General features: G+C 45.6%; 15 protein-coding genes. 3 read left to right on the top strand and 12 right to left on the bottom strand.

Annotation, left to right across the window (positions count from 1 at the left end):
* A complete protein-coding gene (locus tag BST85_RS04135; RefSeq protein WP_104812102.1) occupies positions 1 to 1155 on the bottom strand; it encodes an efflux RND transporter periplasmic adaptor subunit in 1155 nt (384 codons plus the stop codon).
* 134 nt (positions 1156 to 1289) lie between these two features.
* On the opposite strand from BST85_RS04135, the gene BST85_RS04140 reads away from it, so the two are divergent.
* Positions 1290 to 2126 carry a hypothetical protein gene (locus BST85_RS04140; protein ID WP_104812103.1) on the top strand — a complete coding sequence of 279 codons (837 nt, stop codon included), beginning with the start codon at positions 1290 to 1292 and terminating at the stop codon, positions 2124 to 2126.
* A 344-nt stretch (positions 2127 to 2470) separates the two neighbouring features.
* Here BST85_RS04140 and BST85_RS04145 read toward each other — a convergent pair whose 3' ends face one another.
* Positions 2471 to 3301: a peptidylprolyl isomerase gene (locus BST85_RS04145; protein WP_104812104.1), complete on the bottom strand. Its 831-nt coding sequence runs from the start codon at positions 3299 to 3301 to the stop codon at positions 2471 to 2473.
* A gap of 233 nt (positions 3302 to 3534) precedes the next feature.
* Between BST85_RS04145 and dnaK the strand changes: the two genes are divergently transcribed.
* The gene (dnaK, locus tag BST85_RS04150; protein WP_104812105.1) at positions 3535 to 5439 is read left to right on the top strand and encodes a molecular chaperone DnaK; all 1905 of its coding nucleotides are present in this window, start codon (positions 3535 to 3537) and stop codon (positions 5437 to 5439) included.
* Between the two features lie 53 nt (positions 5440 to 5492).
* Here the strand turns inward: dnaK and BST85_RS04155 are convergent, their stop codons facing one another.
* The 3 genes from BST85_RS04155 to BST85_RS04165 form a co-directional block, all read right to left on the bottom strand.
* Complete coding sequence (locus tag BST85_RS04155; RefSeq protein ID WP_104812106.1) at positions 5493 to 5930, bottom strand: hypothetical protein; 438 nt, start codon at positions 5928 to 5930, stop codon at positions 5493 to 5495.
* Between the two features lie 355 nt (positions 5931 to 6285).
* On the bottom strand, positions 6286 to 6519 hold the full coding sequence (locus tag BST85_RS04160; RefSeq protein WP_104812107.1) for a hypothetical protein: 234 nt from the start codon (positions 6517 to 6519) through the stop codon (positions 6286 to 6288).
* A gap of 28 nt (positions 6520 to 6547) precedes the next feature.
* The gene (locus tag BST85_RS04165; protein WP_104812108.1) at positions 6548 to 6817 is read right to left on the bottom strand and encodes a hypothetical protein; all 270 of its coding nucleotides are present in this window, start codon (positions 6815 to 6817) and stop codon (positions 6548 to 6550) included.
* Between the two features lie 265 nt (positions 6818 to 7082).
* Between BST85_RS04165 and BST85_RS04170 the strand changes: the two genes are divergently transcribed.
* Positions 7083 to 7937 carry a helix-turn-helix domain-containing protein gene (locus tag BST85_RS04170; RefSeq protein WP_181039950.1) on the top strand — a complete coding sequence of 285 codons (855 nt, stop codon included), beginning with the start codon at positions 7083 to 7085 and terminating at the stop codon, positions 7935 to 7937.
* A gap of 299 nt (positions 7938 to 8236) precedes the next feature.
* On the opposite strand, the gene BST85_RS04175 is transcribed toward BST85_RS04170, so the two are convergent.
* From BST85_RS04175 to BST85_RS04205, 7 genes are all read right to left on the bottom strand, one after another.
* The gene (locus BST85_RS04175; protein WP_104812110.1) at positions 8237 to 11071 is read right to left on the bottom strand and encodes a M16 family metallopeptidase; all 2835 of its coding nucleotides are present in this window, start codon (positions 11069 to 11071) and stop codon (positions 8237 to 8239) included.
* A gap of 98 nt (positions 11072 to 11169) precedes the next feature.
* Positions 11170 to 11544 carry a VOC family protein gene (locus tag BST85_RS04180; RefSeq protein ID WP_104812111.1) on the bottom strand — a complete coding sequence of 125 codons (375 nt, stop codon included), beginning with the start codon at positions 11542 to 11544 and terminating at the stop codon, positions 11170 to 11172.
* Between the two features lie 11 nt (positions 11545 to 11555).
* Positions 11556 to 13331, bottom strand: a complete 1776-nt coding sequence (locus BST85_RS04185) for a ThuA domain-containing protein (protein WP_146090643.1) — start codon at positions 13329 to 13331, stop codon at positions 11556 to 11558.
* A 56-nt stretch (positions 13332 to 13387) separates the two neighbouring features.
* Positions 13388 to 14242, bottom strand: coding sequence for an ROK family protein (locus BST85_RS04190; RefSeq protein WP_104812113.1), 855 nt, complete (start codon positions 14240 to 14242; stop codon positions 13388 to 13390).
* Positions 14232 to 15491, bottom strand: a complete 1260-nt coding sequence (locus BST85_RS04195) for an MFS transporter (RefSeq protein WP_104812114.1) — start codon at positions 15489 to 15491, stop codon at positions 14232 to 14234. Before BST85_RS04195 ends, BST85_RS04190 begins: the two co-directional genes overlap by 11 nt.
* 3 nt (positions 15492 to 15494) lie before the next feature.
* Complete coding sequence (locus BST85_RS04200; RefSeq protein ID WP_104812115.1) at positions 15495 to 17330, bottom strand: Xaa-Pro dipeptidyl-peptidase; 1836 nt, start codon at positions 17328 to 17330, stop codon at positions 15495 to 15497.
* A 25-nt stretch (positions 17331 to 17355) separates the two neighbouring features.
* Entirely contained in the window at positions 17356 to 17538 is a 183-nt protein-coding gene (locus BST85_RS04205) for a glycine zipper domain-containing protein (protein ID WP_104812116.1), read from the bottom strand.
* Positions 17539 to 17681: the final 143 nt, after the last annotated feature.

Consider the following 17681-nt stretch of genomic DNA (forward strand, 5'->3'; position numbering starts at 1 on the left):
TTAACCAGCATTTTTACTAGTGAAGTCACTGGCAACAGGAACTACTTCCATACCTGCTCTGATCTTTTGAAGAGCGTCTATGACAATCTTTTCGCCTCCATCTAATCCATCTTCGATGATGACCATATCACCCACACGAGTCCCTAATTTGACGGGCACCGATTTGATCTGATTGTTATCATCGACAATCATGACAGAATATTCACCCTGTAATTCAGATAGACAGCGTTGTGGTATTAAAATGGCATCCTCCGCTACAGTTAATTGTACTCTGACCTTCGCATAAAGGCCAGGTCGGAGTAAGCGAGCGGTGTTTGGAAAGCTTGCCTGAATTAGCAATGATCCAGTACTGGTATTAATCTGGCTATTTACAAAGTCAATGACTCCTTTCTCGTCGTATAAAGTTCCATCGGCAAGTATTAAGTCAATATACGGTTCTACTTTACCATCTTCTACATCGCGTTTAACATCCTCGACTGTTCGATTACGCTGGTACTCTCGGGCCAATTCTAGGTATTTACTTTCCGAGATACTGAAATGAACCCTCACCGTGTCAATTCTTGAAACGGTATTTAGGATAACGGGATTTGGTTCTTTACCAACATATTCACCCTCTCTGGCTTCCGTCTTTCCAATTAAGCCTTCAATTGGGGATTCAATCGTTGTGTACCCCAATTTGATCCGAGCTTGACTGACATTAGCTTTGGCTGCATTTACAGAGGCTATTGAGGCATCGTATGTCGCTTGTGAGGCATCGAGATCACTTTGACTCACCGCGTTGATCTCCGCCAGGGGCTGGTATCGGTCCAATTCGTTTTTGGCATTGACCTTCATGGTCTCAGCCTCAGCCAACTTACTTTCCTGGGCTGCGACTTGAGCCAGATAGGGATCCGGGTCAATAGAGTAGAGGAGTTGTCCTTTTTTAACCTGGGTACCCTCTTCAAAGGATATCTTCTCCAGAAATCCATCCACTCTGGCCCGAATGGGGATGTCCTTTAGCCCATAGATCTGACCAACAAATTCGTTGTAGATGGGAACATCTTTCTTTTGGGCCTCAAATACAGGAATCTCCTGAGGCGGAAGTTGGGCTACATCCTTATCCCCTTTACAGGCGACAAGTAATACGGTAATAAGGGTGAAGGAGAGATATTTCATAATCAGAGTTAGCGAGAATCTCAAAGTTAGAAAAATCCCTTTATGTTCCGAATTTTCTTTGCGTAATAAACTCTTTATTTTAATTTAACCCTTAAGAAGTTTTTTTAGCCTTTTCATTAATCAACTTAAGACCTATGAAGTTCTCCCGTCCACTCCTACCTATAAGTAAATTAATCACCCTATTTCTGGTGGCAGGATCACAAGTATTCGGCCAGAGTTACGCTGATAGGCAAGGAGACTCCATCAACCCGAGATTCTATGTAAAGGCGGGTTTCTACTATCCTAACCTATCGACCACCTTGCGGATCGATGGGCGCCGATTGGGTACGGAGATCGGTTTGGAGGACGACTTGGGATTATCTGAAGACCTGGCCGTGTTCCGAGCAGACGCCTTCATCCGTCTAGCCAAGAACTCTGAATTGGTGGTAACCTATACCAAGATCAATCGGGATCGGTCACTGACCTTAAAAGAGGATATAGAGTTTCAAGACATCATATTCGAACAAGGATCGGGTGTTAATTTCAATTTCGATGTAGACTATTTCGCAGCGACCTATCGGCATTCCTTTTTTAATAATTTGAACTGGAAGGCCGGTGTCTCCGGTGGTTTGCGCGGAGTATTTATAAATACAGGATTCGAGGCTCGATTAAACAATGCCTTTACAAGTTCCAAGACTGATTTTATGGCACCTGCCATTTTGTTTGGTTTTCACGGATCTGCCTACCTGACCCCTCGCTTATTGGCACGATATGCGATCGAGTTCTTTTGGCTGGAAATAGAAGGTGTAAAGATCAACATATTAGAATCTAACGCTTCGGTTACCTGGTTCTTCTCTAAGAGCGTCGGTATTGGACTGGCCCATTCAACGAACAACTATAGGGTAGAAGAGATACCCTTTGGCAGCGATTTGAAAGGCAGGGTTCGGTTTAATTTTGGAGGGATCAATGCTTTCCTGGCTGCGCGTTTTTAAATTTCACTTGTAGGTGCGAACACTTTGTAGAGATGTTTATTCTTACTCCCAACTATTCTTAAATCAACACGCAATCATTCAAGAATGATAAGCAATTCAATGATTTTTCCTGGTGTGATACTATCCAGTGAGTTAGATTGCACCCGGACGGGGCTTGGGGGCCCCTAGGTATGATTTGTTAGTAGTTATTCGTTAATCGTGATTCGATTTATTTAGTGAGCAGTGAGCAGTGAGCAGTGAGCAGTGAGCAGTGAGCAGTGAGCAGTGAGCAGTGAGCAGTGAGCAGTGAGCAATTTAATAATGAGTCATGTAATTTGGTGGTTTAAAATTCGCTTCACGCTTTACTACTCACTCTTGACCACCTCAGCTCTATGAATATAAACCGGCTGGTCAGGCATACCTGCTTCATTAACAGCGACCTTGGCGATTGAATCAATTACCGTCATACCGCTGATCACTTCTCCAAAGACCGTATAATTTTGGTCCAGATGAGGTGTACCTCCCTGTTTCCGATAAATTTCTCGTTGATCTTCGGGAATGTCGTAGTATTCGAAGGTGAAAGTATCCGCTAATTTATTTATAGTGTCCGATAAACGGCTAAACGTTTCCCAGTCTTCATTCTGATCGGCCAGGTTCAGGGAATCCTTCCAGCTGCTATTACTTGGGTCCTGTAAAAAATAATACTGTTGTAACCAGGTGTTGATTCTATCCTGATCTACATCGATAAGACTGTCAACCCGTGGGCCTCGATGCACTACATAAAAGGAGAGCGAAGAGGACTCCCTGTCCGGGTTACCTGTACGCGCAGCACCTAGAGCTCCTCGTTTGTGGAAGAGGGTCGAATCCATTTCTGCGGGGATTCTGTAATTGACGGCTTCCAGCTCCACGGAATCCATAGCGGCCATTGTCAGGCTGTCATAGAGCCCCGCTTGAACGACAAATCCTTCTAATACTCGGTGAAATAACATACTGTCCAGGCGCCCTTCATTTACAATTTTTATAAAATTATCGCGATGAAGCGGCGTTTTGTCCGATAGTTCTATGACCACATTTCCCATGGCCGTCTCTAATTTGACCTGCACAGGTGAAGGCTCGGCTATAGCCGGTTGTTCTTCTTTTTCAGATTTGCAATTGACAAGGGTAAACGCTAGAGCTAGGAAGAGTAGAGTTTTCATGGTATTGGATGGTTTAAAGCATGAAGGTAAGGAATAAGTAGGTTATGCGTTAGTCGTTATTGGTTAATCGAAGGCCAAACAGTTATACTACTTATTCGATTCACGATTCACGATTCACGATTCACGAATCACTAATACTGACACCCTGTCAGCTATTTTCCAATGGCATAAAGATTGACATAGAGTAGACAAATTGGAATTCGATTAACACTTAAATAATAGTTCATTTAGTTATGAGTAAAATAATTGGAATCGACTTGGGGACCACGAACTCTTGTGTGTCTGTGATGGAAGGTAGTGAGCCAACCGTGATCCCTAATGCCGAAGGAAAAAGAACCACTCCCTCTGTAATCGCGTTTGTTGAGGGCGGGGAGATCAAAGTAGGGGATCCGGCCAAGCGTCAGGCTGTGACCAATCCCACTAAGACCATTTCTTCCATTAAGCGATTTATGGGAAATAAGTACTCCGAATCTTCTAAAGAGGCGGAACGCGCTGCATATAAAGTTGTAAAAGGGGATAACAATACTCCCCGTGTAGATATAGACGGTCGTCTGTACACTCCTCAGGAACTCAGTGCGATGATCCTTCAGAAAATGAAGAAGACAGCCGAGGACTACCTGGGGCAGGATGTGACCCGTGCGGTTATTACCGTACCTGCCTACTTTAACGATAGCCAAAGACAGGCTACAAAAGAAGCAGGTGAGATCGCAGGACTGACCGTAGAACGAATCATCAATGAGCCAACGGCTGCTGCCCTGGCTTATGGGATGGACAAAAAAGACAGCGATCAGAAGATCGTCGTATTCGACTTTGGTGGTGGTACCCACGATGTCTCTATCCTTGAATTAGGCGATGGGGTATTTGAAGTACTGGCTACCGACGGTGATACTCACCTGGGTGGAGACGATGTAGATAGCAAGATCATCAACTGGCTGGCCGATGAGTTCCAGAGCGAGGAGCAAATGGACCTGCGTAAGGACCCTATGGCCCTGCAGCGCCTGAAAGAAGCTGCTGAAAAAGCCAAGATCGAATTGTCTGCTTCCAGCCAGACAGAGATTAACCTGCCTTATGTAACGGCTACGGCTACAGGGCCTAAGCACTTGGTTAAAACCTTGACCCGTGCCAAGTTCGAGCAGCTGATCGACGATCTGATCAAAAGAACAATCGAACCTTGTAAGACTGCACTTAAGAATGCCGGTCTGCAAACCAGTGATATCGACGAGATCATCCTGGTAGGAGGTTCTACCCGTATACCTGCTGTGCAGGAAGCCGTAGAGAAATTTTTCGGTAAGGCTCCAAGTAAGGGAGTAAATCCGGATGAGGTTGTTGCCGTTGGGGCTGCGATCCAAGGTGGAGTATTGACTGGTGATGTGAAGGATGTACTCCTGTTGGATGTGACACCTCTTTCTCTGGGAATTGAGACCATGGGAAGCGTGATGACCAAACTCATCGATGCCAACACCACCATCCCGACCAAGAAATCTCAGGTGTTTAGTACAGCTGCTGATAATCAGCCAAGTGTGGAGATCCACGTCTTGCAAGGAGAACGTCCAATGGCTGCAGATAACAAGACCATTGGCCGATTCCACCTGGATGGTATTCCACCGGCTCCTAGAGGAGTGCCTCAGATCGAGGTTACCTTCGATATTGACGCCAATGGTATCATCAAAGTAAGTGCCACTGATAAGGCGACAGGGAAATCTCAGGATATCCGAATCGAAGCCAGCAGCGGACTTACTGACGAAGAGATCGAAAAGATGAAGCGTGATGCCGAGGCCAATGCCGAAGCGGATAAAGCTACAAAAGAAAAGGTGGACAAGATCAACGAGGCCGATGCCATGATCTTCCAGACCGAGAAGCAACTGAAGGAGTTTGGCGACAAGCTGAGCGAGGACAAGAAGAAGCCGATCGAAGATGCCCTGGAGGAATTGAAGAAAGCCCACGAGACCAAGGATGTTGATACCATTCAACCTGCCCTGGACAAGATCAACGAAGCTTGGAAGACCGCCTCAGAAGAGATGTACAAAGCTCAGGCCGAAGCACAGCAGAACGGTGCGCCTACTGGTGATGCCGAAGCTGGAGCCGACAGTGGAGAGAATTCTGATGTAGAGGATGTCGACTTTGAAGAAGTGAAATAATTCACCATTTTCCATAAGAGAAAAACCCGGCCTACAGCCGGGTTTTTTTATTCTTAGGACGAGTTTCCGTTGCTATTCAAAACAAATTGATCCAAGCGTATATCATCCAATCCGTGATTGTCGATAGGATATTCCAATTGGCCCTGGATATTGTAAAGAGAGACCAGGATGAACTGGGTCAGAACCACGATCAGATAGCAGATCCCAGGGTGGGTCCCATTGCCAACTCCATTGATGATGGTTGGCGCATAGATCAGTGGGAAAAGGTATATAAAGACCAGGCAATAGGCCTTTAAACTCACGGGTATACGGTGTGTAGGTATGGCATGAAGGTTTTCCGCAGAGTCGTGCAAGTCTCTCATTAAGCGCAAAATCCGGTCCTTAGACCGGGGACTCAACTCCTCCTGGTGTTCATTCACAAAGTTCTGAACCTGATCGATACACTGGTCCAGATCTTCTATAGTGTGATCATAACGCCCGAGGTGCTCCATGGTCTTTTCACTCAGATCATTAAGAATTTGGGTCGAATTGGCCTGCTAACTCTTCAAATAATCGATCTATCTGGTCTTTATTACTCATGATGAATAATTAATTTCTTTCGTAAACTGTCTTTGGCCCGGGAAATCATTGTTGGGGAATACTCCATTTAATTCTTGTCGGTCATTTGGTTCATACCCATAAAAAAGGCCCAACCTTCCGGTTGGGCCGACGTTTAAGTGGGGATAGGCGATTCTCTCAACAATCTCTAACCTTAACTCCAATCACTAACATGATCGCCTGATACTTAAACGCAACAATCAAAAACCAACAATCATGAAAAAAATTATCTTCTAAATCTTTGTCTCTTTATACGTTCACACGTTGTAAGAAGGAATTCCCTTTTATGGCAATGGCCAGTTTTAAGGTTCGGTTGATCCTTCTTTCACGGATCTGTTCCAACCGGAAGAGTATCTCTGCCAGGCGTTGATCGTCCTCTTTTTCGATCAGCCGTCTGGTTGCCGATGGTAGGTCCTGGAAACTGAGCAGCTTTAATCTGTTCTTTCTCCTATTAAACCACACTTTTAAATAATCCCAATTCATCCATCAATACTCTTTAGGCTTAAAAAAATCACTGACTGTAACCATCATTTCCCAACTGCTGCGTAACCTCATTTAATTCCAACAACATCTTACGCTCTGCGACAGTCAGTGACTTTCCCTTCAAATCCTCCAACAACTCAATGAACTTATTTTGTTCTAACCCGATCAGGACTTCCGATCCAATGGATAACCCACTCAGGTAAATCTTTATGTCGTTGAGCACGACCATCTTTTGTTCTGCCGTATGGCGATCCCGAATGATCTTTTGCTCTAACAAGAGTAACTTCTGATACAACATCTCCCTTCTTCGCTCTGCTCTTGTTATCTTTGTGAAACCTTTATAAATAGGAGCCTTCTTCTTTTCTTTCTTGTTTGCTTCTTCGAACTCCCAACCAGGTGGCGGAGATCACAATGAGCAGTGTTATAATTACTTCCATAAGACTTGATAATTTGGGGTTTATCCTTATTGACAAGACAAAATTAGACCGTGGTGGAAGCACTTTTGTAGACATGGCATGTCCAGTCTGTACATTTTTGAATATTTTTATAAAAAGTGTGCTTCAATGAAGAAATATCCGGATCTCGGAACCCTCTTACTGGACTATAGAAAAGCTCATGATATGACCCAGATCGACCTGGCGGCAATGCTTGATGTCGATTCTAGGACAGTGGCTCGATGGGAAAGGAACGTGACCTTGGTGCATCCTGAAAAGGAGAAATTTTTGGTGCAGCAGCTCTCAATTCCACATCAAGTCATCCACAATCTCAATTCTGAACGCCCAATTGCCGTATTTTACGACATCGAACGTCGGATGTACTCACACTCCATCATGGGTTCCTTGATCAAAGACGCCAATTGGTTTAAGAACGAGATCGAAGTAGAGGAGGACAGGCTGACCACTTTTTCGTCCCGGGAAGACGCAGATTTTGTTCACCGGGTAAAAGCATTACATACCCACTTACCTGGATTGGATATTCGAATTCTACAAGAAGCGGCTAATAGATTACCAGAATTGAATCTGATGCTGGACGATCAAAGCGGCTTTTACGCTGGTCAAATTGCTGTCCTGCCACTTAGAATGTCCAGCTACCTGGAGTTGCGCGATCGGAAAAGAACAGAGGAGGAGCTCAGAGTGGGTGATCTGAGTATGAATCCCAGCGAGGGAACAGTTTTCTATTTCTATTCCTTATACGCCGATTCTATGGTCAGTGCGTTTTATTTGATGTCGCGTTTTTTTGGCTATTTCCGCAAAATGAAATTCAATGACTACACAATTTCAGGTATAGTTTATCGCGAGCATACTGCTCATCTATGGCGTCAAACCGGAATGAAGATCCTGTGGCAAGATGAAAATCCGCATTTGGAGATACTGGTAGAAGGAAATCTTGACATGTATCTGTTTGGGTCCATGAACTGACCTGGCCAGGTCTATTCTAGATCGACATTTGACGAAAAGAAACATCCGGCAACCCATTCTGGAAAGCCGGATGAACAATAAACCTACAAACATCAGTAGCATGTTCGCTTATGAAGAATGGGGATGTGAATGATAAGATTATCGGTATTCCAAATTTTAATATGTTCTACCGTGAAATCATTCTGTTGATGGTTTCCCGAAGGTATGCTAAATCAACACTCCAGGCAATAAGTGTATACACGTAAATACCTGCGAGTGAATAGTGTATAAAAAAAGTCGGCCACATAGGGCCGACTTCTCTATGGTCTGTTAAGTAGTATGGGTTCACCGTATCCAAGTTCCCTGAGCCGTTCAAATTGAGTGGCGGCATCACCAACTACCAGGTAGATCATTTGATCTGGTTTGATGTGGGTCCTTGCTAGTCCCTGCAACTCATCCAATGTTAGCCCTTGCACGTAAGCAATACGTTCGCTGGCATAGGCGTCTGAAAACCCGTAATTCGAGATGTTCCGGATCATGTTCAGTTTGGAGTTGATGGTCTCAAAGGACCTGGCGCTACTCTTGATCATAAATCCTTGGGTGATCTCAAGATCACTTTCTGTTAGGCCCTCTGCATAATTGCTCATGATCTCTTTTACAAGGTCTGCGGACTCGAAGGTAACATTAGAACGAACACCGCTAGATACCGTGAAGCTACCCCCGTAATTGGAACCGCTAAATCTGGAACGTATTCCATAGGTATACCCTTTTCCTTCTCTTAGCTGTTGAGTGAATTGTGAAGCGAAACCGCCTCCTCCCAAACGGTAATTCATAACAAATGCAGGATAGTAGTCCGGATCCGTGATCTTGAGCGCGGGATATCCGAAATTCAGTACAGATTGTTTAGCCCCCGGCACATCGTAGAAATAGACCTTGGAGACTGTCACTGCCGGCATTTCCGGAACTGCAGGGATATCTACTGTTTTCGGAGTCCAGTTAGCGTCAATTCCCTCAAAAGCCGTCATAACATCGTCTTGATTTACATCGCCAACTATATGTAATTTCGATACGGAAGGAGATAGGAAGGTTGTGTAATATTGCTTTAGATCCTCCATGCTAATGTTGGGTACAGACTCCAAACTACCCAAATTGTTATTGGCCAGTATATGGCCTTCTCCAAATAGCAGTTGGGCATACTCATTAGAGGCGATGGCATTTGGATTGGCTTGTTGTCTTTGCAATTGACTGATAACGCTTTGTCTTAGAAGTTCCAATTCTTTCTCGTCCCATCTGGGCTCTAACAAGATCTCGCGGACCAGTTCTACTGTGGCTGGGAAATTCTTGGACAGGCAGTTCGCAGAGATCACTAAAGAATAATCGGTGGAATAGGCCCCTATAGAAGCTCCAAGTGCCTCGATAGCTTGTTCCAATTGAGCCGGCGTCTTGGAAGCCGTACCTCTTGTCATCATTTGGGCAAGCATATTGGATACTCCGATCTTTCCTTGATCCTCTAGCAGTAGGCCCCCGTCTATCTGAATTTCGAACTGTACCAGTGGAACTTCATTGTTTTCGATTCCCATGACACGGATTCCCGAAGCCATATCGGATCGCCAAACCTCTGGAGTGCCGATTACCGGGCTAGGACCGTAGGGAGGTTCAACCGAACGGTCAAAACTGGATGGAGTCCGTTCATACTCTGCAGCGAGACTGGGATCAAAGGTTTCTTCTGCCCCTTGTACGATCTTTTCCTCAACCACTTCGGCCAGACTGGATCCCGATAGGACCAATGAAGCCTGACCTTGCGGTACAAAGCTTGTCGCGATGTAATGCTTATCCTTGAGGTAGGTATTGTAAACGCGCATCACGTCCTCGGTTGTTACTTCCAGAATATTCTTTACATCCTGGTTAATAAAGCCCGGATCTCCTGCGAAGATTTCATATTGTGCCAGTTGAAAGCCTTTGCCAAGAACAGAGGACAGACCATTATAAAAATTGGTTTCCTGACCAGCTTTGATACGGTCCAGATCTGCTTGGGAAATTCCATTGGCTTCAAATTCGTTCATGGCCTCTTGTATACCGGCTGCGACGGCATCCAGGGATTTACCGTCAAAAGCGGTGACACGCAACATGAGTTGACCGGCCAGCTCAGAATTGTATTGGAAGAAATTCACATTATCTGATAGCTGTTGCTCCTCTACCAATTTCTTATACATCGGAGCTTGTTTACCCCTTGACAGGTATTGGACCAATACAGATAGGGGATAAGAATCAGGATGATATTGATAAACTCCGGGCCAGGTCAAGGTCAACTGTGGAAGGCGGGCAAAATTGTCTTCATAATACAGTTTCTTGGATTCGGTCAAGCTCACAGGACGTTTTTCCATTTTGCTGATCTCCGGACCTCTTGGAATCTCATCAAAGTACTTCTTGACCCATGCCCTGGCTTGTTCTGTATCGAAATCTCCAGCTATGGTCAGTGTCACATTATTGGGAACATACCAGCTGTTGAAGAAATCCTTAACATCCTTCAAGGTGGCATTTTGCAAATCTTCCAAGGAACCGATTACCTCCCAATTGTAGGGGTGGTCTTTAGGGTAAAGATTGGAATGGATGACTGAGGAAGTATGTCCGTACGGCCTGTTGTCCACGCCCTGTCTCTTTTCGTTCTTAACAACTTGTTTCTCCTTGGCCAGCACCGGATCCGTTACGGTGTTGATGAAATAACCTAGTTTATCGGCTTCTGCCCAGATCATTTTTTCCAGTGCATCATTGGGAACTGTCTGAAAGTAGTTGGTCCTGTCCCGATTAGTGGATCCATTGGCACCAGAACCTCCTATGCGCGCACTCATCTTATCCAGGCCACCTTTACCCAGGTTCTCCGACTCCAGGAAAAGCAAATGCTCGAACAGGTGGGCAAAACCGGTTCTGTTCTCCACTTCCCGAGCGGATCCAACATGGGCAGTCAAAGCAACTGCAACCACTGGGTCGGAGCGGTCTATGTGAAATATGACCTGCAGGCCATTGTCCAGGGTGAATTTTTCAAAATCTACTTTAAATTCCTTGTCATTCGAAGCAATCTCATTATCAGCGGATTGTTGGCAGGCAGGAAAAAGCAGGACGGTCATAAGGACCGCCAAGAAGGCTGTTTTTTTCATGATCGATGTTAATTGTTAAGGCGCTGTTCAAGCGCCACTGCTAGTTACAGAATTGGCTGGATAAATACAAGGTCTGATTCGGGAATAGTTAAATCTGATCAGACGTGCTGGTCTATCAGTATAGGATTGCCATCAGGGTCTTCCAGGATAAGACTCCCTGGGCCAGTATTGGTCTGGTCCGAAACCGGCGTATGAATTTTAATTCCAGCAGCTTGTATTTGAGCTTGTAAATCCCTGACATCTGTAAAATTACCTAAAGGATTGGCTTGATCGTCCCAGCCTGGGTTGAACGTCAGGATATTCTTGGGAAACATTCCCTGGAAGAGCCCTATGGTACAGTTACCATTCTTTAGAATGAGCCAATTCTGTTCGATATCTCCATGAAATTTGGTAAAACCAAGTTTTTGATAAAATTCCAAAGAAACATGGATGTCCTTGACGGTTAAACTTAATGAGAAGTTTCCTAGTTGCATGTTCAATTAGTTTAAATATTGGAGTCTAGGGCGATCTGCCACAGACCATCTTTGTTGCGTTCCCAGATCAATATATATTTCCCGTTGTACCCTCCGGCACATTGACCGATCTCAATGACCAGATCCTCCCTAAGGGGTTGAACAATTAAGGGATTCAACTCCAACTGATAGCTGGGATTATTCATATAGGAGTATTCCCTGAGAATCGCCTCACGACCTTTGATCAATGGGCGGTGGTTGTAGTAGAGGGCATCTTTAGTATACAGTTCGTTCACCAGTTGGTCCACTCGATGGGCATTGCAGTATTGCATCCATTCTTTACGTCGCTGATCTAATTCGGTTTTGTCAATTTCAATGATTTCGGCCGGCACCGTAAATTCGAATAGTCGTCTCTTTGGATTGGAGTTCAATTCCCAGATAACGAATTGACCAAATAATTGACCATAATTGGTTCTAAAACCGCCAATTTCATAAGCATGCCTGCCTCGATTATTCGCTAAGACATAATTCATTGTCCAACTACTGTCAATTCGGGCCGAAAACTGCTGCCATGCTTTTCTAATATCATCTTTTCCGCTTTGGGTGTTCCATTTGTCATTCACTGCGATTGCTGCATCTGAATAGACTTGTATGGAGTCTGAAGGAGTACTGTTTACAAGAGTCAGCCACTGTTGATAGGGGTTGCTGTCTCTTCTTTCTTTTTGCAACTGTGCGAGCTCTGCATTAGGGTTCCAAGGCCGGGAACTTGTCCGATTCTTTCTTGGAAAATCTTTGGGCACGGCCTGCGTTACGCCACCAGTGGCGGCCCATTCTGACCCACGCTGGAAAGTTGTGATAAAGCCAACACATTCCTGGGAATAATCAAAATGCCCTAGAGCAGAATGAAAGACTCGACCTTGTCCGTATCGCGTAACCATGAGCATGGGTTCGTTTCGTTCTGACCCCCTGGTATTTTGATCCCAAGGCGGATCGTTCTGCTCCAGATCGGAATATGCCGTTGCTAGTATGGTCATATTCTCGGCTGGCCCTCTCATGCGGTCGTAGAGCTCGTCTTTGGCGTGCATCCAGACCTCAGGGAGTCCTTGCATAATTGGATGATCCTTATCCCGGGTAGTGACCAGGAATTCATGTTCTGGACCATGAGATCCGCATATTCCTGCTCCCTTATCTCGAGTCTCTTTCCCATCCTGATCAAGGTAAACGTAGGGTCCTGAGTCCTGATCGCGTCCACCCCAGGCTCCCAGACCAATCATCTTGTTATATTCATCCCAGTTGCCAAATGAATTATTGGCGGCATGAATAACAACCAAGCCACCCCCATTGTTCATATAGTCTTCGAATTCCTTTTGAGTGGTTTTAGGCCATGGGGCCGCATCTATCCCAAAATTGAGCACAACCAGATCGTGTTGGTCAAAATCAGGGGCATAGTTGGGGTCGGTGATTACGCGATCAACCTGACGTTGACTACTTTCACTTTTTAAAGGATACTCCCACAGATACTGATCCAATCTGTAAGGACGGTTGGGGTTGTATTTGATCCCCAGGTCGATCTGGGACGATCTAACTATGTTTACCTCGAAAAGACCAGTCTCTTCCAGATAAGACTTCATCATTTGAGATGTCTTTGGCCAGATATAGTGGTTATTCTGACCATCCAATATCAAAGCCCTCAATTTTTGCTGAGATTGATCCGGCACTTCCTTATTTCCAGTAAAAGCCCACAAGAAGAAAGACAGAGGTAGATAGAGCCAGAACATGCCAAATAGATGCCGAAGAGATGCTTTCATAACTACAGATTCACCTCCTTAAGGTAATCAATGCAAATGGCCTGCGCAAAGGGTATCTAATTGCTCAGCATGGCGGCACCGATCAAAGGTAGGTCGGGCGTGTTTTCCGGAAGAAATGCAGTTTGTTCTAATTGCAATTGATACGGGAAATCGAAAAGCCCTTCTCGCATACTCCTCTCAAAATAAGGCCACGCCTGGGAAATAGAACCTCCCAGTACGATTGCCTCAGGTGCATAAGCAAAAAGAACGATGCGAACGGCTTCTCCCAAATGAATACCAAATTGTCTAAAGGCGTCCAAGGCCTCTTTTTCTCCAGCTTTGGCTCTATTATGCATATGTTTTGCAGATTGACCGTATTCTCGCTGAAAGAAGAAACTTCCACTGTATTGCTCGACTATACCATCTTGATATGGAATCATACCTATCTCACCAGCACCGCAAAGTAGTCCCTGGTAGAGTTTTCCATGCGTAATCACACCGCATCCCAGACCGGTACCCAAGCTAAGCGCCACCATATTCTGATAGGGTTTTCCAGTACCGGCATAGTGACTTCCCAATGCAAAACAGTTAACATCGTTATTGAGCTTAACCGGAAGCTTGAACTTTTCTTCGACGATTTGGATAAGGCCTATCTTCTTCCAAGCTGGCAGATTCTGGATATCGAGTATCTCACCAGTTTCAGGATTAACAAGGCCCGGAACACCAATTCCAATAGCGGTTACTTCCTCGGTTAGAACCAGCTCGATACATGCAAACAACTGTTCCAGCAATTGGTCAGAACTCATTGCAGGATTCACTGCTTCTCTGTGTTTAGCCTCCAGCGTAATTTCATGGGTCGACATCCCGATAGCCGCTCGACCTGCTTCGAACTTTGTTCCACCCAGGTCTACACCAATTAGCTTAGTGTACATCTTCACTTCCTTTTTTAAACCGTCTGTTATTGATCAATGGCTTGGCCCAAAATCCGATACTCAGGATAAAGGCAAGGGGGATGAACAAGAAGTACATGCCAGCGCGAAGATCCAGACTGTCGCCTATCATTCCTACAATCAATGGCAAAATTGCTCCGCCCGCTATTCCTGTACATAAGATCCCGGATAGGGCTCCATGATGTTCCCGGACCGAATTCAGTCCCAGGGAGAAGATGATGGACCACATCACCGAGATCGAAAAACCGGTAGCCGCAAATCCATATACAGCTAACTGGGGCCCCGCTGTCAGTGCAGTAAACAGACAGCCCATGGCCAGTAGGGCAGAACCGATAAGCACCATGCGACTATCCAATAATTTAAGCAGTAAAAGTCCAAGTAGACATCCTACTGTCAACAATCCCCAAAAATAGGAAACCGTTGAGGCACCTGTGGTTTGGGGGTCTAATCCATGATATTGATATAAGAATTCTGAGATCCAGTTGCCAATTCCCTGTTCCGTTCCTACATAGCAAAATATTCCCAGAAAGAACAATAGGGTGTATTTATTAGAGAGGAGGTAGGTATAGGTTTTTCGGCCACCACCTTGTTCGTCCGTACTCCTGATGATCTCAGGGAATTTCATACGGCTAATGACCAACCAGAACAATAAGGCTATCAGGGCAAAGATCAAATAGAGTGAAACCCAGGGCATATCTGCCGGAACCAGAGAACGCAGCAAAACGGTCAATCCGTCCTGAGTTTCCTCACTTACCAAACCGATGTACAGGTAAGGACTCACAAAAGAAGCCAATCCGAAGACCAGTTGGGCCAAGACGGAGTTAAATGCGAAGTCCGCCTCTCCACCGGCAACTCGCAACATGGGGTTGATGATCACTTGCAGAACAGCCATACTACAACCCAGTAAAAAAAGGGTAATGCTGAATAGCCCGAATGAAGGGAAGAATGCAAAAATGACCGAGGCAATCGCAATGCACACAAAGGCAGTGATCAGCAAACGCTTGTCCGAATACTTTTCGACCAGGAATCCCGCAGGTATACTCATGACCCCATAAGCAACAAAGAAGGAAAAGGGAAGCCAACCAGCCATTGCCAGGCTGAGTTCGAAACTCACTTTGACATCAGCCAGGATGGAATTCAAAATATTGGTGATCAGTGAGATCGAGAAAAAGACCATCATCACAAGCAAAACCAGCTTGGGATAACGTTTAGATTGATCGGTTTGTATCATGCTTTAACGGGTAGCGGCTTTCAGTGCATCGTTACCGCCAACCACGGGCAAGCTCAAATAGGTGCCAGAGAGGTCCAGGGTCAGTTCTGTACCTGGTTTGGGCCATATGGTGAAGTCCTTGTCACTAGAAAATACCATAAGAGCAATACGCTGCCCCGCAGCTATGATCTGATCATCCGGTTGCAACTCGAAGCTCATTTCGTAGAATTTTCCAGGTTCCAAAGGTTCACTGCTTTCCAGACTCTCGTGATTTTGCAGATCCGCCCAACCTCGGGTGATGATATTTTCGGTGATCGCAGCTTTATTATCTGGGTTCCACGGCAGGCTAACCAGCCAGACCGAAAGGTTACAAGCCGGTTTAGAACTGGCCATCTTTACTTTGATCTCAGCGACTCCGGAAAGGTGCAGATCCTTGGTCAGGACAGGAGTCTGATATAACAAGCGGTGATCACTATTACTGGATTTGGCCAGGGAATCTCCAGAAATGGATACATCGTCAACCACTTTTTCCAGGGCTATCATGCGGTTTTGTACAAGGGACAGGTCTCCCATTTGGTTACCACCTTTCATGGGATAGAGTTTTACATCCTCGGCATCTGGATGGGGATAGTCCGGATAAGGCGTGGGATTATCCCTTTTGTCAGCCTCGCGCACGATCCAAGACTTCGGATCATCTTCCACCCCGTTCTCAATTCCATGCAGGTAACGGGTAAACCATCTGTTCCTAAGGCTAAGGGGAGGAGGTCCACCATGACCATTTTGATGATAAAAGATTTGAACGGGTAGTCCTTTTGCCCGGGCTGCTTCATAGATCCGATAGCTGTGTTCTGGCATCACGTTCCAATCGTTGAATCCATGCGACATCAATAGGGCTGTTTTCATGGGTTCCATATCGTTCAGATAGTCCCGACCCGCCCAGAATTCATTGTAATCTCCGGTAATGCGGTCCATGCCGTTGGCCATTTCGGTATCCCGAACGATCTTGTTGTTATAGGCTCGCTTGGCCGTGTCACCGCTGTGGATGAAATCGTAGAGGACATCGATGTCTTCTCCTAAATATCCGCCGGGATGTCGGATCAAGCCATTGGAACGATAATAGTGATAATAGGAGGTATTGGGTGCTATGGGGATGATAGCTTCAAGCCCTTCAACCCCAGTGGTTGCAGCGGCCAATGGAATCGTACCGTTATAACTGGTCCCAGTCATACCTACCTTTCCAGTACTCCAATAAGCGCTTACCTTTTCGCCTCCATCCGGACTGGTGTAGCCGTTGTCTTTACCGGTTAGCCATTGGATCACCGCCTTGGGTGCGAGGGATTCATTATCTCCACCAACGGTAGGAGCACCTTGGGAGAGACCGGTTCCCGGTGAGGAACTGTGGACAACAATATATCCCCTGGGTACCCAGGTTTCGATATGGGAATTAGAGATGATAGGCCGTTCTCCACGTCTGACGACTTCTGGATGCACCCTAGGCTTGGGTGGTTGTTCACCAACTTCATGTTTCACATCCCAGAAAAGACCTTCCACATTGCCAGCTACCCCGGCAAAATAAGGGCTACTCACATATATAACAGGCAATTTCAAGCCTTCAGAGTCAGTTTGTCCTGGTCTGGTAACCGCGACATGCATACGATCTGGTTGACCATCTCCATCGGTATCGAATTCAGTTTCCACCCAAAGGTCATGGCGAATCCAATTTTCATAATCACTGAAGGCTTCTACTAGCTGGGCCTCACCATTTTCGAATACGGGTTTAGCTTTGGCCGTTTCACTGGATTGCCCCACGGCTTGGATACATGCCAAAGCCAGGAGAAAGAAGGAAAATTTTCTAATCATTAGTGGAAAGATTGCGGTGTTAGTGTTAATCTGATGAATTGGTTTCGTCTTCGTCCTTGTTCTCATGAGCAGAGAAGCCTGCACCTATTGCAACCCCGATCGCAGTGCCTAAGGCAAGCCATGTACCCATATCGTCCAGGGCAGCTCCCAGGGCAGCACCTATAGCAATTCCCAAGGCGATACCAGTACCCAACTTCTTTTTGTTCATAGGAGGTCGATTTGGACCAAGTTACAAAAATGGAGTCCTAAAAAGAAAGAACCTCCACGGTTCGCGTGAAGGTTCTTTAGAGCGATCAGTAGCTCTATTTCACCACTGATCTGTGACATTGTGTTTACAATTATGATTCTCAC

This window comes from Aureitalea marina, assembly GCF_002943755.1.
GTDB lineage: Bacteria > Bacteroidota > Bacteroidia > Flavobacteriales > Flavobacteriaceae > Aureitalea > Aureitalea marina.